Below are 23,310 nucleotides of genomic sequence, written 5' to 3'. Positions count from 1 at the left end.
AAGATAGATGAACCTAAATAACTGGAGGCGATTTGAACGATTGTGAAAAGAATAGTCAGTGCCGTTGTTGTTTTATTTCTCATGGTTGGCATAGGAACCATCTATGCTAGTAGCAATTCTGCTCAAAACTTATCCACTTGGTACAATGATCTATTTCAAAAGAGAAGCGAGATCCTGGGAAGCGAAACAGCCTCCCATTTCATAGTGGGGATAGCGGATTTCAGTCTATTTGTAAAACAGTCAATGGAAAGCTTGGATATGAACATAGAAGACATGGGCGATAATCAGTTAGAAAAGACCAATTCTACTATTAATGCGCATCGTTCCGAGCTGATTGACAGCGTTAATGAAGCAGCAGAATTACAAGATGTTAGCTTCGATGACTATGTAAGTAATCGAAATATCGAAGCGGAAATTTTGTTGGAAGTCGAAGCAATGCTAGAAGAGCTGTTAAATGAGTAAGTACTATAAAAAACATTAAAAAGGGGAAATTTACATGTTGAAAACAGTAAAAAGCAAAGTAATCGCAGGGGCATTAGTAGTTGGACTCGTTTCCGGAGGAGGCGCTGTACTTGGAGCGACGGATGCTGGAGCACAATTGAAGAGCTGGTATGATGGTCAGTTTAAAAAGTCTAGTGAACTTGTTTCAGCAGAAGTGGCAAAGTATGGAGCTGGGAAAGTGGACGGACTCGTAGGTGAATATAATGGATTGAAAGATAATACATCGAAAAAGCTAGCTGAGAGAGGCGAAGTCGGTAAAAACGCCACGAATTCAAATGTTGATAAGAGGGCCAGTGAACATATCGATGCGATTAAAGAACAGAAAATGCATATTGAATCCTATCTGTCTGGGCAATTTAAATTACTATCGGATTACACGGCTGGACTAATTAATGAAGCTGGTAATAAGGCTCTAAAAGAAGCAAATGAAGACTTGACAAAGCATGCAGGAACAGTTGGAGCTGAAGTGCAAGATCAGATGGAGAAATCGATTAATGAAAATACAGAACAGGCGATCAGAGATCTGGAAGAAACAATCGGTGCAGCGAAAAGTGAACTTCAAGCTCAGCTAGATAAAAACGCAGATTTAACAATTGAAGAAATCAAAGGTTTGATTGATGCGAAAATCAACGAATTGCGCACTCAAATTACTAAGATCAATAACGACTTGATTAGAATACATGATAAAACTATTACAATGACAGCAAAATCACTATTGCTAAAAGCACAAAGTGATTTGGATGCTATCGTGAATAACATGAATAAATAAGCAAAATAAATCATAAGGACCTGCACGATTGGGGTCCTTATTTATGTAATAGGGGTGAAAGTGTATATGAAAAAAAGACAAAATACGAATTTCGCAAAAATCGGCATGCTTTGTACGATTCTACTTCTAACAATCGCAATCGGAAGTGGCATGAATAAAGCATTCGCAGGACAAAATATTCAAGGTTTACTAACAAGCTGGTTTGAAGGGAAAAAGGATACTTCAATCGAACAAATCGACCAAGCCATTACAAGTGAGAAAGAGCGTCTAATGGCAGAATTGAAGGACGCAATAAGTGAAGAAATCCAAAGAGCTGAAGCTGAACTGGACCAATTTACAGCTGATGAAACAGCTCTTCGAGTAAGTATGTTGCAAAGTTATGCCGCGGAACTGATGGGCAATCTCAACATAAATAATGAGGCTGAGCAAGCTGCTATCACTGCAAATCTCGACGCAGCCCTTCAGCAAGCGATGTTCTTATTAAATGGCTCTATTTCCCACACACCATCACTACCTGAACCAGTGCCTCCTTCAAAGCCGGTTGAAGAATCTATTCCTGTTAGTGAAGAAGTTAGTGAAGAGTCTGTAGAGGAAGATGCTGCTGATGAAAGTAAGGATGTAGATAGTAGTGATGGTGAGGATGTAGTTGATATTGAAATTGAAATTGAAGAAGAGAATGATGTACCTGTTGTAGATGAAGAACATGGAGAGGAAGCTAAAGAACAACCAGTTGTAGAGTCCGTTGATGAGGTTATTGAAGAAGCGGAAAGCAGTTCTGATGACAATCATCTACACAATTTATAGTGCTCAATGAAAAGGGGCTGTCCAGAAAGTCGATATAAATTGACTTTCTGGATCAGCCCTTTAAATCTCTCTTTTTAGATGAATGTGGGCAATTGTATGAGGGACTGGCACGCATACACAATTCCCAAACACCCAAACAGCACCCAAACAAACAGAAGACAAAGTTCGTTGATAAAACCTAAAAATAGAAGCAACTTGTATGCATCTCTCGACAATATATTCAGACTAGTCTTGTTATACTACTTGTAACAGAAGTAAATATGGAAACGATGATGTGCGATCCTTTATCTGGGCACCTGGGACGCATGGAGTGAGTGGTGCAACCGGCCTCGTTTAATTCGAAGTAATTCGAACAAGATTGGGGTTTTTCTGTTTGGGGAAACAGAATCCAATCGTCAAATCGATGAGCGGAGGCGAAGAGGAAATGAAAGTGGCAATAGTCATTGACCATCCTTTAATGAGCAGAGGGATGGCGGCAGTTTTAAGACAACAAGAAAACATCCAAGTTGTGGGGGAAGCCGAACATAGAGAAGAGGCGCTTTCACTATTGGCAGACAAAAAGCCTGATGTCGTCATCATCGACAGTCAGTTCGGGATGAAATCCTGTTTCGATATTATTGAAGAAGCGAGGTTTCAAGCACTGAATTGTAAATTTGTCATATTGTCATCTACAAACGTAATCACTGATTTTGAACACGCAAAAGGGTTAGGCGTCGCAGGCTATATGTCTAAACTCGTATTACCCGAAGAGATTCTACATGCACTCGCGATGATTCAAAGAGGAAGAACGTATTACGATCCGGTACTTTTGGAAGAAATGATGGCGCCAAAAATTCATTTCAACATGTCCAATATGACAGAAACTCTAACACCAAAAGAAATGGAAGTCCTGATGGAACTTGGAAAAGGCCATTCGAACCGTCAAATTGCAAATGCTCTTTATATTACAGAATACACTGTAAAAAAACATGTCAGTCAGGTGTTAGGGAAACTGAACTTGACCGATCGTACGCAAGCAGCGTTATATGCGAATGCGGCTGGCTTAGTCAAATATGTGGTTAACTAATTGAGAGAATCTCTTCTACCGTGTGTTAGGTGGGAGGGATTTTTGTTTGTCTGAAATGAATTAAACGCAAAGCACAATAGTCTACCATGCCAGGTAACCAAAAGTAGAATACCTTTTTAAAAAAGACTACTCCTAAGAGGGACGCTGAAAACTCGCTGTCTGCTTATACTAAATATAGTTCCAACTTCATAGTCAGAAACGGACAGGAAAGAGGAGGAGATGCATGGGATAGAAAAAAGCTTGTTACTTGTCGATAAACCTGTGGGGAAAGAATGCATGAGGCATCTTTTTGAGGGCTTATTAGAAAAGAAGAAGAGAATGCACATGTAAATGTTGTAAAGTAGAGAACTCCTCTGAATGAATGACGAACAGATTGAGCTCTAATGTGTGAGTCATGAACACGCTTGACTATGAAAATGGTGCAAGTAATCAGTAGCAACTTTTCGGAACTGAAGAAACATAGCGTTGAGACACAATTTGTGAACAATGAACAAATGCACTGATAAAAATTAAAAATTATTGGAGGAACTTAAAATGACTTTAAAAAAGAAACTAGCAATGGGCGTCGCAACTGGAGCTTTGGCATTAAGCATGATCGGTGGAGGAACTTATGCTTATTTCAATGATGTTGAAACGAGCACGAATTCATTCACTGCTGGGACACTAGATTTAGGTTTGAATCCTGAAACAATCATTGACGTTACAAATATTAAGCCAGGAGACTGGATGAACCGGACGTTCAAACTTGAAAACAATGGTTCTCTAGACATTTCCAAAATTTTCTTGACTACTGAGTACACAGAGTCAGTTGCAGGTTTTGGTGAACATATCGTTGTAGACTTCCTTCGCAACGAAGATAAGGGCAGTATATTAGGAGACAGTAACGTCATTGTTTCAAAAACACTTGCAGAGTTGGCTAACATGACGCCAGATGCAGTTAAGAACGAATCACCTAAATTCTTTGGCTGGCAAGGCGGAGAAAAGAGCGGCATTAAAGCGGGTACAGTGGATAACATGTACGTGAAATTCCGTTTTAATGAAAATAATCAAGATCAAAACGCTTATCAAGGTGCTTCAGTATCACTAACTTGGAAGTTTGATGCACAGCAAACAGCTGGAGAGTCTAAGTAATCTTTGTCGGGGAGGAGATCCTTTCTCCTCCCTCATTTTATTTTGATTAGACCGCCAACATCCAACCTAATATATATTTCTCAACATATAAGCCTGTTTTGTGTTTTGAGGAATATATGTAAGAAGAGTTCATTAAGCAAAAGAGGAGGGCGGAATCGTTTTGAAAAGCACACGCAGACGACGGTACAAAAAAAACAATCGTACTTTCTTATTTAATCTCAAAATCGCACTCATTTGTTATTTGGCAGTCTTTGGAACAGGATATATGTCGTCAGGCACATCGGCATTTTTCACTCACCAATCTGTGGATTCGCATACCATTACTGCTGGATTTTGGGAAGTGGCTATGGAACCACAACCCGAAGTTGTATTGGACGAATGTGGGGAAGTGATAGGGATTTCCAATGTCGTGAGTGAATTTAAACCCGACGATGAAATCGTGGCACCTGTAGAAGAGCCGACAGAAGAAAAAGAGTCAAACGAAGAAAATACCATCGAACAAGAACCTAAGGATGACACTTCAATAGAAGAGATATCTAGCAATACAGAAGAAAATTCTAGTGCTAATGATAATTTGACTAATGCGCCAAGCGAAGAAAACAACGTTGATCCAGGGCAGATTGAAAATGCTCCGGCTGAAGAAACTGTTGAAGATGAAACATCGAGCAACGAAACGACTGTTGAAAGCGACGATTCAAATGAAGTTACCGAGGGAAAAGTCGACGAGGATACAGCGCCGGTTGAAGAAGAAATCGAAGAAACCGATCCGGAAAATACACCTGAAAGTGATGATGTAACTAATGAAGGTGACAAAATCGATTGTGGAGAAAAGAACGATGAAAATGAGGAAGAAATAGTTTCAGATGATCTTGATTGCAAAGACGAAGAGGAAGTTGTTACTGAAGGGGAAGTCGCTGCTGATTGTAAGAGTGACGATGTAGAAGAAGATGTTGTTGATGAAAATATCGACGAAGATGACGTTGATAAAGATGCAGATGAAGAAGAGATTGATTCGGATGAATTGAAATGTAAAGATAAAAAAGTGAAAAAACCTAAAAAGAAAGACCGTAAATGTAAAGAAGAAAAAGACAAAGGAAATGAGAAAGAGATAGACGAAAATGGGACTGGTGAAGAAAATAACAACGAGACAGATATGAATAAAGAAAGTGAACAACAGGAAACTAACGGTGAGGCTGCTAAACAACCAAGCAACGAAGATTTAACTGCCAATGAAACAAAGCCAGCAGTAAACGCGACACCAGAAAATGATTCCAATTCAAATCCTGAAAACACAGCAATAATTGAACCAAAAAACAACATGGAGAGTGATTCGAATGACGGAGAGAAAGAGGAAACCATCGAAAACGAATAAAGTAATGAAGTGGATAAATAATCTCCTTACCGGCGTCTTAATGGTGCTGCTAATCGGTGTAGCTTCATTAGTTGTCATTACAAAAGCTTCAGGTGGAGAGCCACAGTTTTTCGGTTACCAATTAAAAACGGTTCTTTCGGGCTCTATGGAACCGGGAATCCAAACAGGATCAATCATTGCAGTGAAGTTGGCTGAAGATAAAAATGCTTTTGTTGAAGGCGATGTCATCACGTTCATGGATGAAGACATTATAATTACCCACCGGATTACCGAAGTCGTTAATAGTGGTGATTCAGTTCTATACCGCACAAAAGGTGATAATAATAATGCAGCTGACATGAATCCTGTTATGGCTACAAATGTGGTTGCGAGTTATACAGGTTTTACAGTACCTTATGTAGGCTATTTCATTAATTTTTCACAGTCTAAGAACGGTGCTTTTCTTCTGCTCATCCCTGGATTTCTTTTGCTGATCTATTCGGGCATTACGATTTGGAGAGTACTTGCTCAAATTGAATTGCCTCAAAAGAAAGCAGATGTAATAGGGGAAGACGGCGGGAAAAGTTCTTCCTGAATCGCTCGTTGGAAATGGAAGGAGACATTTATATGAAGGAATTTTTTCGACCTTTTCTAGTGCTATTACTAGTTAGTGGGATGAGTATTTTTCATTCAACTAATGCTTTAGCAGATGTGGAAACGGACGTGGAAAAGACGGATATCGACATCACCCTTTCGCCTACGGAAACGTTGTTTGATATTAGTAATATGAAACCGGGGGATTGGGCCGATCGTACAATCACGGTTAGTAATTCAGGGAATAAAGATTTTGATTATCTCATAGAAGTGCAAAATACAGGCGATTTAAAACTGTTCAATGAGCTTTTGTTAGAAATACAAGTTGGCAATGTTGACTTGTATACAGGTAAATTAGCAGATTTTAAAGTACTTCCGAAAAGAAACTTAGTAAGTGGTGGCAATGAAGACCTCGACATTACGATCCGATTTCCGGAGCACCTTGGCAATGATTTTCAAGGAGTTCAGTCAGCATTTACAATTATTTTCACAGCAGAAAGAAAAGATAGTACAGCTGTGCAAGCGATAACGCAAGGGTTGATTGACAGCGGCGGTGGTGCTAAATCAATTGGATTAAGCTTGCCTGCTACATCGACCAATATTTTTAATATGATGTTGTTCGGTTCTGTTCTGATGGTAGTTGGAATTGTGTTACTATTCGTCAGATATAGGAGACGGATGAAATTGGCTCAATAAAAATAAGCTAGCTGCCTTTGCATATGTGCATTGGCAGCTTCTCTATTTCCACGATCCATTTGAATGAGGAGGGGACGGGTTTTGGTGAAATATTCAGCGATAATCTTTCTACTAGTCGGCATGTTTTTCATAGTCTATGCAAATATGGAACTGAAATCGGTGCAGCAGTCTGAAAAAGCTGCACTCGTTCAGGCGCAGGAGATTTTGGACATTCCGGTTATCGAAACAGCAAGTCATGAACTGTCTTTTCAGGATGGGCAATCAATTGGAATCCTGGAAATACCGATTATCAATAAAGAACTGCCCATTGTGCAAGGGACGGATGAAGATTCGTTGAAGCAAGGGGTTGGCCACTATACAGGCACCGTCTATCCCGGTCAACAGGATCAGATTCTATTATCTGGCCATAGGGACACTGCATTTACCGGCTTGGATAAATTGAAAACCGGTGACTCAATTATCGTCAAAATGCAGCATGGGACATTTCATTATGCGGTTGTGGGTACGGAAATAGTGGATGCGGATGATACAACGGTCATCCGTTCGACAGCGCCGGTTGAAATGCTGACGCTGTCGACATGCTACCCGTTCAGGTATATAGGAAATGCGCCCGAACGGTATATTATTTATGCAGAGCCGAAGTGAGTTGTGTGAGAGTTGTGTGAGTGACTGGCACTCGCGCAATTCGGCAACACAGCATACACATTCCCACCAAGTCCCATCGTCACAGGCTGTATGAAGTGAACTTTCCTGATAATCTCAAGCTTCACCAACTTACGAATGGCTCTTCGCGCGGTGGCGTTTGATTTGCCGGTTTCGTATTCAATGGCCGTGCATTTCAAATGTGCAGCTCCGTGTTCTGCGGAGTGGCGGCGAATCGCGTCCAATACTTGTAAGTCGGAGACTGTTAAACTGCTGCGATGCTGCAAAATATGCAAGTCCGTTGCTATGTTCAATTCCTCTGCGTTTGAAAAGTGTGCATGCTGTTTCAAGTAATGTGTGTTCATTGTGAATTCCTCCCTTTGCCCTTTATATAGAGTAGGGCGGTCGGAAAGGATACACGGGATCGAAATTTGAACCCATATTTCATTTATTGCATCGTTGTACCCGTCAAAAACCGTTTTGGAGACTGAAAGTAATAGTTTCCTTCTGCTTTCACTTTCTTGGCCGCTTACGATAAACCGGACGTACAGAATTAAGAAGAAATCGGATTAACGGACATCGTGGGGGATGCAAAAGGAAGGATCGTTACGGATGCATTAAAACAGCCAACCCATGTTGCTATGAGTTGGCTTTACTTGTTTTATAAAGAGGACATTCCTACGCTTTCTTTAAAGGTAATATCAATACCAGCTTCCTTTAAATCTTGCACAAACGGAAGGAAATGTTCGCCGATAATGAGCCGTTCCAACGGCAAGATACCTACCTTGTCAAACTTCCTTGCCAGAATCCACTTTGCAGTTATAGCGGCAGGTAAAGCGGTTGTTTTCGCCATGGAAGTAATATTTCTTTCATTGTCATAGAAATCAAGCATTTCCCACGTGTACGTTACGTGTTCATCATCTTTAAAACCACTGACGATCACCCGTAAAGCGGTAATATCCTCATTCGATGTACCTTTCATTTTACGTTCAAGAAGCGTTTCGGTCACTTTACGCGGAGAAGTTGGCACTCCGTTCACATCCACTGGGGCATTGTCAAAAAAGCCGAGTTCGCTTAACATCATCATTTTTCCCCAGTGTCCGGGGTAGCGAACGGTCTTTTCGTAGAGATTGCTAACTTTATCTTTCAGCGTATACACCGTGCTGTGTCCGTCCGTAATGACAGATTCACAATCACCAAATGGTGCAGGGAATTGCATCTTCTCAAATCCCGAAAATGGCAGCATCTCCACGAGTTGACCATTCTGGACAGTGAGTGAAGGTTTCGTATAAAGACCGAATAGGCTTTCCGGACGGAAAACGACTTGGTAATTCAACGGTTCCACAGGATAACGTGGATTGCCGCCGCAAATCATGACGGCTTCTTCCGCTTCATCGAGCATGTGTATACCTTGTGCTGCGAGGAAATTTGTGATGCCAGGCGACACACCGCACCCTGGAACGATGATGACCCCTGCTTCTTTTGCCGCTTCATCAAACGTCATTTTTTCGTTATACATGGACCCTACCAAATCGACGAGATGACATTTAGCCTTGATCGCCGCCTTCACAACAGTCATGCTCAAGGAGTGGGGGAGGCAGGCAATTGCCAAATCAGCACCCGTCAACAGTCTAACAATCGTTTCTTCCGTCTCAAGTGATGAAACTCGACCTTCCAATTTAGGATTATTGACACTCGCTACACAATCATCAATGTTATTTTCGTTCATATCGACGACTGTAACTTTTGTTATGAGCGGAAAATTGACAATTTCACGAACGACTGTCCTTCCGATCATACCCGTACCAAGTACTGTCACATGCATATGAATTCACTCCTATTTCAGCTAAGCTATTATTTAATCAAAGGCATTTTACCCCGCTGTACAAGTTGTTATTTAAGCGGAATTGTTTCCTAATAGACCATTGGCGACCACAAGACCAAGGAAAACATCCCCAATGATGAGCAAAGACTTCTCATCCACATCAAATTTTGCGTGATGATGAGGGTAGATGGCGTTCAGTTGTTCATTGCGACCGCCGACAAAGAAGAACGCCCCTGGTTTTTGTTGTAAATAATAAGCGAAATCTTCAGCTGCCAAAACCATATCCATATCCAGTAATTGATAGTCTGTCAAACGTTCTGAAACGACGGTTTGCACGTCTTTCACCGCTTCACTGTCATTTTGCAATACAGGATACCCATGTACATAATTCAACTTGAATGTAGCTCCCGCCAAGTCGCATGTGGCTTTTACAATCAGATAGATTTCCTTTTCAATTTGCTTGCGGACTTCAGGGTTGAATGTCCTAACTGTTCCAACAATCTCACTCGTGTCGGGAATAATGCTCCCTGCACTTCCGCTATGGAAAGAACCGATTGTGACGACTGCCGGGTCGACAGGGTTCACTCTTCTAGAAACAATCGTTTGTAAATTAATGACGAGTTGACTGCCGAGCACAATTGGATCGATTGTTTCATAGGGCTTTGCTCCGTGTCCGCCACTGCCGATAATGGTAATTTCAAATCCATCGTATGAAGCCATTGCTGCACCGTCGCGGACTCCGACTGTTCCAATCGGCAATTCGGACCAGACGTGCGCCCCATAGATTTTATCTACTCCATCGAGGCAGCCGTCCTCAATCATCGGCTTTGCCCCGCCTGCATCCGCTTCTTCAGCAAATTGAAATACGAAGACGACAGTTCCATGCAGCTCTTTTTGGAATGAAGCCAACACTTTCGCTACCCCGAGTAAAGCGGCAGTATGAATATCGTGCCCACAAGCATGCATTACGCCGTCTACTGTTGATTTGTACGCGACATCCTTTTGGTCTGTAATCGGCAGTGCATCAAAGTCTGCACGGAAAGCGATTGTCGGACCAGGGGCAACGCCTTTTAGAGTTCCGACAACTCCACATCCTCCACCGTGTTTACCGACATCGATCCTCACATTTATACCGAGATCTTCCAAGTAATTCACGATGATTTTCGGTGTCCGTACTTCTTGAAAAGATAGCTCCGGATGCATATGGAAGTCACGCCGTATCCCGACCATTTCGGTATACTGTTGTGCTAATAAGGTAGTGAGTTTGTTGTACATAGAAGTCCTCCTTGGGTAGTACATAGTTGTAGGTTCATTAAAATGGCCCGTAGTTAATCAAAACACTAATAATCATTACGATAATCCCGGCGATCGCCCACCAGATCATGAGTGGTAAAACCCATCTCACCCATTTGCCATACGGGATTTTAGCGACACTTAGACCAGCCATCAAAATAGCTGAAGTCGGGAAGATAGCGTTCGTGAAACCGTCTCCCATCTGGTACGCCAACACGACACTTTGTCTTGAAACGCCTAGCAAATCTCCAAGCGGCGCCATAATTGGAATCGTTGTTGCTGCTTGACCACTTCCGGAAGGGATGAAAAAGTTCAGGAACAATTGGAAGACGAACATTCCTGAGGCAGATAAATAGCTAGGAAGCCAAGAAAGCAGATTGGCGGATGCATAAATGATTGTGTCGATGATCTGACCGTCTTGCAGGACGACGACAATTCCACGAGCAAGCCCGACAATTAACGCGCCATACGTAAGATCACGCGCGCCATTAATAAAGTTCTCTGCAAGTGTATTAGGAGAATGCCCTCCGATAAGTGCTGCGACTATTCCGACTGCAAGGAAAATGGCAGCCAGATCAGTACTTGTGCTCCAACCGTTGAACACACCATAAATAATCAATCCGAATCCAAGTCCGACAACTAGCAACACTAATTTATGACGTGCTGTAAAGACGACATCATCAATCTTTTCATTCAACAATGCTTCGCGTTCTATGTCCGCAATCAAACTGTAACTAGGATCTTTTTTCACTCTGGAAGAGTAGCGGATAATATAAATGGAAGCAATTGTTACGAGAACAAGTTGTACAATAATCCGCAATACAATTCCTGAAAACAGGGGAAGCCCGGCTAACTCTTGTGCGACACCGACTGTAAAGGGATTCAGGAATCCACCTGAAAAGCCCGCCATCGCGCCAATGAACACCATTGCCATTCCCGTGATAGCATCCATTTTCAAACTTCTAGCTAAAATAACACCCATCGGAATGAAAATCAGCGTAGACTCCGCCATCCCAAACGTTGCGCCGCCTAGAGAGAAAACGAGTAATGTGAGCGGGATGATCAGTTTCTCTTTATCCTGAAGACTGAGAACCATTTTCGAGATTCCGGCTTGAATGGCACCGGTCGCGTTAATCATTCCGAAAGACCCGCCGATAATGAAAATCAGGAAAATAATCCATCCCGCTTCTCCCATACCACGAGGCACTGCTCTGAAAATGTCTGCAGGAGGAACAGGTGTCTGTTCAACTCGCTTGTACGACTCCGAATCCACCTCTTCAACGCCAGTCTCCGGATTCATTACTTTTTCGTACACTCCAGCAGGGATGACATATGTTGCAATAGCGACTACAATGATGATTAAAAATAATAGCACAAACGTATGCGGCATTTTAATCTTCAATTTTTCTCCTCCTGTTCAATTTTTTATTTAAATAAAGCGCTTACAAAATAGTTGTGGTCGTGTTCATCAAAATTGTAGTACAATCCTTTGAGTATATGTTAGAGTATACTAATTTAGTAGTCAAGCAGTTCAGAAAACTTAAAACGATAAAGGAGATATATTTATGACTAAACAACCCGTCGAACAAATCGTTTTCGAAAGGCTTCGGCTCGCTATTTTACATAGGGAATTGGCACCCGGCACACAACTCGTGGAATTGAATATCTCCACTAAAATGAATGTGAGCCGGACTCCTGTGAGGAATGCCATTCAAAAGTTATCCGCGCAGGGGTTGGTCGACATCATCCCGAATAGAGGTGCGTTCGTAGTGAACCCGACAATGGATGAGGTCATCCAAGCGTACACTCTTAGAAGAGAGTTGGAAACGATGGCTGCGAAACTGGCAATTGAAGCGTTCATTCCAGCTGATTTTGAGGCAATGAAAAGCTGTATTGTAAACGAAAAAATAGCCCTTGAGAATAAAGATATAAATGCGTACCTTACTGCAAACAAAGAATTTCATACGAACATTACAAGCAAGTGCGGCAACCGATTTCTAAATGAATTCATCGGGACATTGCTCGACAAAACGGATATTTATCTTATCCTTTTCGATTCCTATTTCGATGAAGGTCCATTCTCCGCGAAAAGTCCAGAAGAGCATACGCTCATTATGGAAGCTTTAAAGATAGGGAGTATGACCGAAGTAGATTCACTGCTGCATGAGCACTTTGAGCAAGCGATTGTAAGCTTATCGAGCAAAATCAAGGAATTTAAAAATGTGGAGGACTTATTTTGAGGGGTGTGTGATTGGTACGCATGCAATTTGTGTGAGAGTTGTGTGAGTGACTGGCACCCGTGCAATTACCTAGGTAGTAGGTCATGAAATGGTGATAAAATCTTCTATTCAATCGATATACACAATTATTCGATCGATATAATGAGCTATCCGATCGATATAAAAAATTATTCAATCGATAAAGTTGTATGTGAGTTGTGTGAGTGACTGGCACTCGTACAACAGCACTCATACCACCGACTCGCCAATTTAAAGCGAAAAATCCGTTATAAACACCCCCAATCGGGGTAAACATACAATGGAAAGTTTAACCGAAAATATATGTAACTTTATCCAATTTGAAACGACTACTCATATGAGTACAATTTAAAGGAGATGTTAGATTTGAAGAAAAACAAAGCAATGCCATTCGCAATGTCGGCACTACTGGTCGGCAGCGCGCTAACACCAGCAATCGTTTTTGCTCAAGATGACGTGAAGGAGAATGAGAAGGAGATGACTCCGTCGTTCATTAAAACAGAAGGTACGATCGATAGTGTTGAGAAACGTGAAAATTCCACGTTCTACACAATCACGTATGAAGACAAGCCTGCTGCATTCTTCGTGACGAAAAATACGTTAGTTTTCGACAACAGTGGTAACAAGGTTGACCTTGCAAAAGGCGACAAAGTGACAATTTACACAGATGCAGACAATCCGATGTTGGCGATCTATCCGCCACAATACAACCCTGAAGTCGTCATCGTTGAAAAAGACGACAAGGGTAGCGTTGCGGTAGGTACATTTGATGAAGAGCTATTCAGTGAAGAACTTTCATTGAAATTGAATGTCGGCGAGAAAACGGAACTGTCCAGTGTCTCTGGCAAAGAAGTGAAAATGGACGACTTGAAAGGCAAAGATCTTCTCGTTTTCTATACAATTACGACAAGGAGCATCCCTGCACAGACACCGCCTGAGAAAATCGTCGTATTAGATGGCGCGATGGACGAAGTTGAACCAACTCCTGAGCCTGAAAAACCTGAAGTAACGCCTGAACCTGAAACTCCGGAAACGGACGCTGCAGTTGACGCAATCATTGCTGCTAACCACAAAATGGTGAATGGCGTCAAAATGGTTCCTCTTCGCGCAATCGCTGAAGAGTTGGGCTATAAAGTGAAATCGACTGGAAACGGCGCGATCGTTTCCAAAGAAGGCGAAGCGCGTTCATTCACAATTACGCGTGGAGAAAAGAAATACGGTTACAACAAAGCTCTTCGCCAGTTCGAAGAAGCACCAGCGCTTCTTGAAAAATGGACGACATATGTACCTGTTAGCTTTGTTGACGATTTGATGGAATAAAAAGCGTTGCTGAAACACACTGTCCTCTGCCGAAATAATCGGGCGGAGGGCTTTTTACTGTAATGAAAAGTTGCACTAATTTTCCAATTCTTTTATACTAAAGTTAGCTATCTAGCTGACTATTAATCTACAAATTCCTATAGAAACATACAAAAATCGGGGGAATGCAAAATGGGAAACAAAATCTTTAAAGCGACAATTGCAACTGCACTCATGACGGGGGCAGTCGTAGCGACAGGACCAATCCAGACACAAGCAGACACACAAAAATTCACAGATGTACGTGACATTCCAAGCCACCATTTCTATGAAGCGGTCATGAAATATTCGGCAGCAGGCATGATTGACGGCTACAAAGATGGCACATTCAAACCGGGCCAAAACATTACACGTCAAGACGCTGCCAAGTTACTTGCACTCGTCTTGGATCTAGATTTGGATAAGATGGACAACCCTGGTTTCAAAGACGTAAGCAAAACGCATGCTTCTTATAAATATATTGCAGCGCTCGTCGAAGCTGGAATCATTTCCGGTTATGAAGACAATACATTCCGACCGAATGACAGCTTGACGCGTGCGCAGATGGCGAAGATTCTTGTCCTCGGTTTTGAATTGGATGGCAAGGAAAATGTCGAACTGCCATTCAAAGACATCAACGCGAAGCAATGGCATATGGAATTTGTGCGATCGCTCTATGGCCATGAAATTACAACAGGCACGACGCCTACGACATTCTCTCCGAATGCACATGTCACACGCGGCCAAATGGCGTCATTCGTTTTCAGAGGAGAAGCATTCATTACACCAAAAGTCGATGAAAACCAAGTTGCTGTAGACGCGGCAGCAAATCTTCTCAAAGCAGGCACGGTCAACGTTTCTCGTGGACCATTAGCTACAGAAGAAACGAAACTGGCGGCAGTTACTAAATACGCGGCATCCCTTATGACAGATAAAGGAATTACAGTGAAAGCTTCTGAAGGAAAAACCGCAGGATCATATATCATTTCCCTTACGAAAGGCGAAGCAAAAGTGGACAAGACAATCGAAGTGAAATTCGATTATGCAGCGGACGACTTATTCATTTCAAGCGTCAAAGCAGTAAATGCGAAACAAGTGCAAATCCACTTTACGACGCCTGTCGCTAAATCATCTGTACTTGATGCGTCAGGAAACGTGAAAAATATTACATTCACAATGGTATCCGGAGCAACTGTGAACCCTGGGACGTTGACGGGTTCATTATCAGAAGATGGAAAAGTGTTGACGATCAATGCGAACTGGATATTTGACGGCGAGTATGCGTTCAAGGCGACAAGTGCAATCACTTCCGCAAAAGGCGAGAAGTTTGAAGAACATACGTCAATTCTAAAAGCGGAAGATAAAGTTGGACCGAAATACGTATCCGGCTCTGCTGCTGCAAAAACAGCTACAAATCTATTCAATGTGAACTTTGACGAGCCCGTCAATGCGGCTGGTGTCATCGCTTATGTGAATGATATTCCTGCAACAGTAGCGAACAGTCCAACAAATCCGAATCAGCTGATCATCACTGCAAACAAGGCAATTGCTGCTGGAACGACAGCGAAAGTTCGTCTGTTGAATGTAAAAGACTATAAAAACAACTTCGCTGATCCGAATCCGGTCCATGCAGAAATTACAATTTCTGCAGACACTGTAGCGCCGACTGTTACCGGCGTAAAAGTACTTGGCGAGAACCGTATCGAAGTGACGTACGACAAAGACATGAATCTATCTTCATTCGCAAACCATGCTCGACTTGTACATTCCAACGGACAAATCTTGCCGTTGACAGCATCAGTCGGCAAAGATGCAAAAACGGTAATTCTCACAGGTTCAGGCATTTTCTATACAGATAAATACGACGCGGTTTTATTCATCGATAGCGATGTGGAAGATACCGTAGGCAATAATGCAAAAACGTATTCGACGACAGTGACGATGGTGAAAGATACGACAGCTCCTGCTTTGACGACAGTTGAGTATGTGAATGGCAAAATTGTAGCCACATTTACTAAAGACATCGTGCTCGGTGGGAACAGGTCCATATTAGCGATTAATAAAAAGACGGGCGTCTCTACACCAATTAATTTGATTAACGGCAATAACGCGGTCGTTGCTGGGAATACACTAACGATTACACAATCATTGCCGAATGCTAATTATCAATTGCGTCTGCCGGAAAATACAGTGACGGATAAAGCATCGCGTCCAAACGCTAACAAATTGGAGATTATGCTATTTGCAGTTACAAATGAAGTCGTTTATGACACAGTTCGTCCAGTTGTTGAAAATATTAAAAATGAAACGACGCAGCCAGGCAGCTCTATCGGTACAGAACAACGAGTGACATATACCGCAATTGACAATGAAAGCGGCATTGACTTGTCAACAATCCAAGAAATCAATAATTACACGTGGGATGGCAAAGCATTGCCATACGGCTCATACGTAACGACGACATTCGTTGGAACTGCTGATCGAGCAACGAATGTGACCGTTACCGTCCACATTCCATCGTCCTTAATTACAGAAACGAAAAGATCTAGCTTCACAGTAAATAATATCCGTGACAATGCCCGCAATATTGTAGAGGTGCGGGGTGTTGGAGATGTAACATTGATCAACAGTGCTAAGCCGAAATTGATCGATGCGAAAGTTGTATCTGGAAATTCTCTTGTATTTACGTTTAGTGAAGCTGTCTCAGGAGTGGATAACTCGGATTTCCAAGTATTTATTAACGAGCGCCCAATTCCGGCGACTGCTTTGAGAACTGTAGAACGCTCAAATACTGAACCTAATGCATTCTGGTCTGCTGTCATCGGTACAGTTGCAAAAAATGTAGCTTACAATGGAATTGCAAATCGAGACGTTGTTTATTTTGATACGGATGGCATTAGTGGTTACAGTTACGGAGATTTAGTCGTGGAAGTATTGCCGCAAAATAATAATTACGCGAATGGGTCAAGTTGGACAGTGAATCTCTTATCGAATGAAATAGGCGGTATGCGAGTGAAATTAGTAGAGAATTGGAATTCGCCAGTACAAAATGCGCAAGGTATTCATGCGGAATTTGATGTCGATGTATTAGTAAGAAAGTATTAAGAGGGTCATGCTAACATATAAATAATATAACCTATTACATACAGTCCTTTAATGAGTAATCATTCTTAGGGCTGTATTTTATTTCGCTCGATTAGACCCTTAGTCAATTACTCGCTCAAAAAGGGCCACCTATCTATAATAGTTTTAGATGTATCATTAGACTCACATATAACACTATTCAAATAACTTATTCTAGATACAAAGTTTTAAAGTTAGGTTTCGATTTATAGGTAAAAGGGTAAAAATAAATTGTGGTGTATAAGTCGATAGTTAGTTCTATCATCTGAAAAGAGAGTACATAGCGAAAGATGCGAAAGCTAATTGGGGAGTTATACAAACCTAGACAACGAGAAAATTACGAGGTGAGCAGGATGGGAATGGAAAATCTATATGACGAGCAAAATGGAAAGGCATTTTATAATGTAATTAATCATTCTTTCCTCTTACTCCATTTATCCAAAACAGGAGAAATTCTAGCAGCAAATGATCTATTTCTTGAACTCTCCCAATATACACTCGACGAAATCCATCTGACGCATTATGACACGTTATTGAACAATGAGAAGGACTCTTTCCGGAATATGAAAAAAGCGATTAGCCAAGGCAAGCAATGGAAGGCAGATAACCAACTAGTTACAAAAAACGGTGAAGTGAAATGGTTGGAATCTACATACATGCCCGTTTTTGACGATGAAGGAAATTTGACAAGGATTCTCGCACTGCTCGTCGATCGGACAGAAGCTAGAAATGCAGCGGAATTTAAAAACTTGGCCTTCCGTAATGAATTGACAGGATTGCCAAACCGACGCCAATTACTCACTGTGATGGACTCATTAATCTCTCAGGCCAGTGAAAAAGAAACTTCTTTTGCCGTCATGTTCATGGATTTAAATAATTTTAAATCCATCAACGACACATACGGCCACGATACAGGAGACCAACTTCTCATTGAGGCAGGGAAAAGACTATCCCAACTACCATATGAATCCGTTCACTTGTTCCATTTAAGTGGTGATGAATTCATCATCTTACTGGAAGATACAACATATATGTATAGCGTCATTGACTACATACTCACCATCTTTAAAAATGATTTCCACATCGGAACAAGCCGACTGAATATCAGCGCAAGCATGGGAATAAGTTTATACCCAACACATAGCACAAAACCGAAGCGGCTTCTTCAACTAGCCGATCAAGCGATGTACAAAGCCAAAAACAAATCGGTACCTGTGTATGAAACAATTACGTTTGTTTAAACAAACATGATTGTTTCTGTGCGTGTGCGGGTGATGTTAAACGGTTGCAGATTAAAATAATTGCATTCGAAAATAGAGTTGTAAGATTTTAATACAGTACGCTGTTTAGAATAATAATTAGTGTTTTAAGTAACTTTAAAAGGAAGTTGAATAGGTATTTTGTCTATATAGTTAGTTAGTCTCGCGGATATATTTTTTTGTATATGGATGGTTTTATAGACCTAAAGAAGTGGTTGTGGTAAAATTTAGTTGAAGTGTGAAAAGGAGTGATATAAGTTATGATTTGCTTAGAAAATACCCCAAAAAATACCGGTGTCTATATATCAGGAGATATAAATGATTTTACACTATTACTTGCATCACTCCAACTTATCATCGGAGAGAATGGGGATTACGTAGGATATGAGCAAGTGCGGATTCGCTTCCTCGAATTTTGTAGCGGCATTGCTGAATCACTACATGATGAGCGAAAAGTAGTATTTGTAGATAATGGGCTGAAGGAAGTTCATGGACAGGGTATGACGCTTACGGCTGTACAAGATAAAAACGTCTACCACAAAATACCGGTTCTATGGTCTGAATTATTATTCATCGGCTATGTAGCAAATGATTTCATCGAAATGAACGCTAAAAACAATAAACATTATTGGGATATCGTTCCGGCAACAATACGTTTATTCCAAGGGGTTATTGCCGAACATCTTGAAAAGACAATCGGGGAGCATAAGTTCCGTCTATTGAAGAGTTCATTGACTCCTAAATTTATAGGCTATTATCAAAACTATATGGTTCAGTATATCGATCAGCTTGCACTGGACTATTTGAAAAATGAAATAGAAGACAGAGATGATGCTGTAAGTATTTTGGCTAGACGGATTGCGATTAAAGATAGTAATTATATAAAAACGAAAAAAGGGATTGAGAAGCTAGCTAAACAATATAAAATCTCGGTGGATGATGTCGAAGTGGCTGTTGTGGATACGCAGAAGCTTGACTGGTAAACGAGGATCCGAAATTTTTATAAAAACCATTCTACATATGGTGTGTCGAAAGAGGAAAAGGTAGTGACCAGTCCTATGGGAAATGGACTGGTCGCTATTTCATTTCTGTAAAAGTTCTACTGACGGTTAGAAAAGAGTATGCATCTTTTACTAAGCCTTGTCATGATATGTATCTCTGTCGATTGATACCGCCAGCTATACGGATAGGATAGTGAAATAGTTTAGGGGAATTACTTTCTCCTTCTTTTCTTCCGTTTCTTACGCTGTTGTTGCTTTTGTTGTTTCTGCACTCGTTTCAATTGCTCTTCTTTCTTTTTCTTAATCATGAAATAGATAATGTACACTGTGAGCCCAGTCATCCCGAGGGCAAGTGCAAACTGCAGCATTTCAGCCGTCTGTAGTAGTGAAAAGCCGTCTTTCCATGAGTATCCGGGAACTGAGACATATTCAGGCCGATCTTTTGGAAATCGGATCGTCATCGTTGACGAAGGCTGCACAAAATCGCTCCGAAGCATCTGTTTGGACATGTGACGGATATGTCCGTCCGTGTCTAAATATTTAAAGGACAGATGGTAGGTTGGTGCTGTCAGTCTGCCACCTGGACTTACGTATCCGTCTGTAATGTATGCTTCCTTTTCGATAAGTTCTCCCGAATAAGTAACCGCCGCATTATAAACGGCTTTCCCGATTGTTCCATAAAAGATTAGAAGCATTAAAAACCAACCGCCAATCAATAGAAATGTTGCTGCACGGTCCAGTGGTTTATTGTATCGGTAAAAAATGGCGTCAACGGAGTCGAGTTTGCGTAGCAGATGGAATACGTAGAAAAAAGGATAAAAACCATACACAATCATCATGATCCAGTTTTTGAAAGTCTCCTGTTTAACATCCATCTCGCTATGAAATTGCCCTTTTTTCAAAATCCCTTGTACTGCATCGCGGGGTGTCAGCTCCTCGTATTGTCCTTTCGTCAACTCCACACTATAATCGAGTACTTCACCCTTATTGGAAATCGTCGCGAAATAAGACATCGAACCGAACAGCCCTCTTACTACTTCTTTCTCAATCAACTGCCCTTCAGATGGAAATGCCTTCTCACTCCTCTTTAATTGAATGAACTCCGACGCTTCATACACAAAGCCCACCATCAACAGTAGAAAGAGAACTAGTTTTCCAGTTTCCAACAGAATCTTTTTTATAAGTTTCATTGCATCACCGTCTGTCTCAATATTGTTAATATCTACTATACGGTCGTGCGTGTTAAAAGTGTTCAATAATATGCTAAATGCCTTTCTATTAAAAAGGACTTTTTGTGTTTATGGACTCTTTTCATCTACATAAATGCTGGTTTTTCTTTCATGTAGTACTATCCCCCCTTTGCCGATAATAAAGTGGCAGTAAGGACTATTCGTGTATCGGGTCAACTCGGTACGTAACGGACAATAACGGAGGGGAATGGATGAAGTGTGTTCATTGTGGAAATGAACAAAGGGAAGGGCATTTTTGTTTAAGGTGTGGAGCGCGTTTTCAAGTGACGGGTTATCCTTTTGCAGAGCAAGGCACGGTTATGCAAGTGGAGAGCGCGCCGGGTGATGTGTATGTCGAAAAAGTGGAGACGAGCGCGCAGTTCGATCAACTGAAAGAGCAGTTGAAAGACTATGGGCAGTATTTTTTGCAACATATAAAGCATCCATCCATTAGTTTCAATGCCAAACCGGATGATCTCGTCAATGCTGTCGTGTCATTCGTGCTGTTTGCACTCGTTTTCAGTTTGACAGTTTTATTGGCAATCAAAGGGATTTTAGAAGGCTCATTTGTCATGTTGGATGAAGTCGGTGCGACGATGCAGGAAATGCCGTCATTATTTCTCGTGTTTTGGCATATCTTTCTGTTCGTCTTTGTTTGTTTTGTCATAGTGTTATTTGTGCTTCAACTCGGTGCGAAGCTGTTCGGGCCAGACTACGTGATTCAAAAAGTTGCGCTCATCTATAGTGCCCATGCATTGCCAGGTATTGCAATTGGATTCGCTGCGTTAGGGTTCATTATGATGAATTCAGGTTTTTATGGAAGTGTGTTGCTCACTGCGGCGTTGTTGTATGTGATGATTTTGGCGCCACTATACGTGACAGCTGTTTTAGTTTCGAAACGCCCAAAAAGTGTGGATCCTTTATACGGTTTCAGCCTGTTCACGCTTGGGCTCGGGGTGGCATTCATAATCCTATATAAGCTCATCGGGGATTCTGCGGTGATGAGTTATCTTGAAAGTTTGCGGTATCTTCTATTGGAATAGTGAAGTGGAGCTAGTCGTTAGCGATTGAAAAGTAAGGGTTTGTATTGGAGTAATTGACGAAATGCCGATGAAGATTTTTTGCTCATCGGCATTTTTTTTGTGGCGTTTTTGAATTAATTCAAATGAATAGTTGCAATGTAAACTGAGTCATTGTATCTTTAAATAGTAATCATTACGATTTAAAAGGAAGTGAGTTGGGTTATTATGAATAGTAATAGTAAAATACCTGTAACGGTCCTTAGCGGATATCTCGGTGCGGGAAAAACAACATTGCTGAATCATTTATTATCTAATAGAGACGGTTTGCGTATAGCGGTTATTGTTAATGATATGAGTGAAATTAATGTAGATTCGATGCTTGTGCAACATAATGGATTTTCGAGAACGGAAGAGAAGTTAGTTGAGTTGTCAAATGGGTGTATTTGTTGCACGTTGCGCGAGGATTTGATGATTGAAGTGGAGAAGTTAGTGAAAAAAGGGGAGATTGACTATATTTTAATAGAGTCGACGGGGATTTCGGAGCCGATACCTGTCGCGCAAACTTTTACATATATCGATGAAGAAGTTGGCATTGATTTAACGGGAATTTGCACCTTAGATACGATGGTAACGGTTGTCGATGCCTACCGATTTTGGGTGGATTACGAGAGTGGAGAGACGCTGCTAGATCGAAAGCAAACGGACGATCTACTAGATGTACGAGATATTTCGGATTTATTAATGGATCAGTTGGAGTTTGCGAATATAATTGTTGTGAATAAAATGGATTTAGTGACTGAAGAGTACAAGGAAGAGTTTGTTGCATTTTTGAGGAAAGTGAATCCTGACGCGGAAATTATATTAACTGAGTTTGGCCGTGTCGAGCCGTCGAAACTGTTGAATCGTCAATTGTTTAACTTTGAGAAATCGAGTGAAGGTGCAGGGTGGATTAAGGAGTTAAATGAAGAGCACGTTCCGGAAACAGATGAGTATGGGATTACATCGTTTGTCTATAGAAGGAACCGGCCTTTTCATCCAGAGCGGTGGCATGAATGGTTGACTGCGTTTCCGCAAGAAATTGTGAGAGCGAAAGGCTTTTTCTGGTTAGCGACACGTCCTGAAATGGCTGGGCTTTTCTCGCAAGCTGGCTCGTCACTAGTCTTTCAAGGAGCGGGACAATGGGTAGCGGCATTGCCTGAGCGAGCGATCCTTGACGATGATCCTGTTTTGCTCAAACGGTGGGATCCTGTATATGGTGATCGGCAAACAGAATTAGTGTTAATCGGTTTGGACATGGACCGGGAGGAAGTTGAAACGAGTTTAGATAGGTGTCTATTGACGGATGAGGAAATGTTGGTTGATTGGTCGGAGTTTGCAGATGAGTTGCCACAGTTTCAGGGGTAGTGCT

Annotated in this window: 21 protein-coding genes and 1 riboswitch; of the genes, 16 read left to right on the top strand and 5 right to left on the bottom strand. The window is 41.5% G+C overall.

Annotation, left to right across the window (positions count from 1 at the left end; all coding sequences use genetic code 11):
- Positions 1-42 precede the first annotated feature (42 nt).
- The 9 genes from H9649_RS08195 (at position 43) to H9649_RS08155 (ending at position 7,557) form a co-directional block, all read left to right on the top strand.
- Entirely contained in the window at positions 43-462 is a 420-nt protein-coding gene (locus H9649_RS08195) for a hypothetical protein (RefSeq protein WP_191694255.1), read from the top strand.
- A 34-nt stretch (positions 463-496) separates the two neighbouring features.
- Positions 497-1,270 (top strand): hypothetical protein, encoded by a 774-nt coding sequence (locus tag H9649_RS08190; protein ID WP_191694254.1) that lies wholly within the window; start codon positions 497-499, stop codon positions 1,268-1,270.
- 66 nt (positions 1,271-1,336) lie between these two features.
- On the top strand, positions 1,337-2,074 hold the full coding sequence (locus H9649_RS08185; protein ID WP_191694253.1) for a hypothetical protein: 738 nt from the start codon (positions 1,337-1,339) through the stop codon (positions 2,072-2,074).
- A gap of 253 nt (positions 2,075-2,327) precedes the next feature.
- Positions 2,328-2,412: riboswitch (cyclic di-GMP riboswitch) on the top strand.
- A 35-nt stretch (positions 2,413-2,447) separates the two neighbouring features.
- Entirely contained in the window at positions 2,448-3,140 is a 693-nt protein-coding gene (locus H9649_RS08180; RefSeq protein WP_318241665.1) for a response regulator transcription factor, read from the top strand.
- Positions 3,141-3,674: 534 nt separating this feature from the next.
- A complete protein-coding gene (locus H9649_RS08175; protein WP_191694252.1) occupies positions 3,675-4,271 on the top strand; it encodes a TasA family protein in 597 nt (198 codons plus the stop codon).
- 160 nt (positions 4,272-4,431) lie between these two features.
- A complete protein-coding gene (locus H9649_RS08170; protein WP_191694251.1) occupies positions 4,432-5,643 on the top strand; it encodes a midas domain-containing protein in 1,212 nt (403 codons plus the stop codon).
- On the top strand, positions 5,606-6,217 hold the full coding sequence (gene sipW, locus H9649_RS08165) for a signal peptidase I SipW (protein ID WP_191694250.1): 612 nt from the start codon (positions 5,606-5,608) through the stop codon (positions 6,215-6,217). Before H9649_RS08170 ends, sipW begins: the two co-directional genes overlap by 38 nt.
- Positions 6,218-6,249: 32 nt before the next feature.
- Complete coding sequence (locus H9649_RS08160; RefSeq protein WP_191694249.1) at positions 6,250-6,912, top strand: LPXTG cell wall anchor domain-containing protein; 663 nt, start codon at positions 6,250-6,252, stop codon at positions 6,910-6,912.
- Between the two features lie 84 nt (positions 6,913-6,996).
- Entirely contained in the window at positions 6,997-7,557 is a 561-nt protein-coding gene (locus H9649_RS08155) for a class D sortase (RefSeq protein WP_318241670.1), read from the top strand.
- Here H9649_RS08155 and H9649_RS08150 read toward each other — a convergent pair.
- The 4 genes from H9649_RS08150 to H9649_RS08135 all read right to left on the bottom strand — a co-directional run bounded on the left by H9649_RS08150 (position 7,539) and on the right by H9649_RS08135 (position 12,074).
- Positions 7,539-7,919 carry a hypothetical protein gene (locus H9649_RS08150; protein WP_191694247.1) on the bottom strand — a complete coding sequence of 127 codons (381 nt, stop codon included), beginning with the start codon at positions 7,917-7,919 and terminating at the stop codon, positions 7,539-7,541. The two genes, H9649_RS08155 and H9649_RS08150, sit on opposite strands and share 19 nt — an antisense overlap.
- Before the next feature lie 296 nt (positions 7,920-8,215).
- Positions 8,216-9,379: a saccharopine dehydrogenase family protein gene (locus H9649_RS08145; RefSeq protein ID WP_191694246.1), complete on the bottom strand. Its 1,164-nt coding sequence runs from the start codon at positions 9,377-9,379 to the stop codon at positions 8,216-8,218.
- Between the two features lie 72 nt (positions 9,380-9,451).
- Positions 9,452-10,654 carry a M20 metallopeptidase family protein gene (locus H9649_RS08140; RefSeq protein WP_191694245.1) on the bottom strand — a complete coding sequence of 401 codons (1,203 nt, stop codon included), beginning with the start codon at positions 10,652-10,654 and terminating at the stop codon, positions 9,452-9,454.
- Positions 10,655-10,691: 37 nt separating this feature from the next.
- Positions 10,692-12,074: a YfcC family protein gene (locus tag H9649_RS08135; RefSeq protein WP_263613917.1), complete on the bottom strand. Its 1,383-nt coding sequence runs from the start codon at positions 12,072-12,074 to the stop codon at positions 10,692-10,694.
- A gap of 163 nt (positions 12,075-12,237) precedes the next feature.
- On the opposite strand from H9649_RS08135, the gene H9649_RS08130 reads away from it, so the two are divergent.
- The 5 genes from H9649_RS08130 to H9649_RS08110 all read left to right on the top strand — a co-directional run bounded on the left by H9649_RS08130 (position 12,238) and on the right by H9649_RS08110 (position 19,633).
- Entirely contained in the window at positions 12,238-12,912 is a 675-nt protein-coding gene (locus tag H9649_RS08130; RefSeq protein ID WP_191694244.1) for a GntR family transcriptional regulator, read from the top strand.
- Positions 12,913-13,296: 384 nt separating this feature from the next.
- Entirely contained in the window at positions 13,297-14,250 is a 954-nt protein-coding gene (locus H9649_RS08125; protein ID WP_191694243.1) for a stalk domain-containing protein, read from the top strand.
- A gap of 171 nt (positions 14,251-14,421) precedes the next feature.
- Positions 14,422-17,373, top strand: a complete 2,952-nt coding sequence (locus H9649_RS08120) for an S-layer homology domain-containing protein (RefSeq protein ID WP_191694242.1) — start codon at positions 14,422-14,424, stop codon at positions 17,371-17,373.
- Between the two features lie 377 nt (positions 17,374-17,750).
- Positions 17,751-18,632, top strand: coding sequence for a sensor domain-containing diguanylate cyclase (locus H9649_RS08115; protein WP_225229752.1), 882 nt, complete (start codon positions 17,751-17,753; stop codon positions 18,630-18,632).
- Positions 18,633-18,910: 278 nt separating this feature from the next.
- The gene (locus H9649_RS08110) at positions 18,911-19,633 is read left to right on the top strand and encodes a DUF6904 family protein (protein ID WP_191694240.1); all 723 of its coding nucleotides are present in this window, start codon (positions 18,911-18,913) and stop codon (positions 19,631-19,633) included.
- A 230-nt stretch (positions 19,634-19,863) separates the two neighbouring features.
- Here the strand turns inward: H9649_RS08110 and H9649_RS08105 are convergent, their stop codons facing one another.
- Positions 19,864-20,841 carry a hypothetical protein gene (locus H9649_RS08105; protein ID WP_191694239.1) on the bottom strand — a complete coding sequence of 326 codons (978 nt, stop codon included), beginning with the start codon at positions 20,839-20,841 and terminating at the stop codon, positions 19,864-19,866.
- A gap of 251 nt (positions 20,842-21,092) precedes the next feature.
- Between H9649_RS08105 and H9649_RS08100 the strand changes: the two genes are divergently transcribed.
- Positions 21,093-21,923, top strand: coding sequence for a zinc ribbon domain-containing protein (locus H9649_RS08100; protein ID WP_191694238.1), 831 nt, complete (start codon positions 21,093-21,095; stop codon positions 21,921-21,923).
- Between the two features lie 204 nt (positions 21,924-22,127).
- Positions 22,128-23,306 carry a GTP-binding protein gene (locus H9649_RS08095; protein ID WP_191694237.1) on the top strand — a complete coding sequence of 393 codons (1,179 nt, stop codon included), beginning with the start codon at positions 22,128-22,130 and terminating at the stop codon, positions 23,304-23,306.
- Positions 23,307-23,310 lie beyond the last annotated feature (4 nt).

The sequence above is a fragment of the Sporosarcina quadrami genome (genome assembly GCF_014836615.1).
Taxonomy (GTDB): Bacteria; Bacillota; Bacilli; order Bacillales_A; family Planococcaceae; genus Sporosarcina; species Sporosarcina quadrami.
This window is presented reverse-complemented; position numbering and strand designations above follow the sequence as displayed.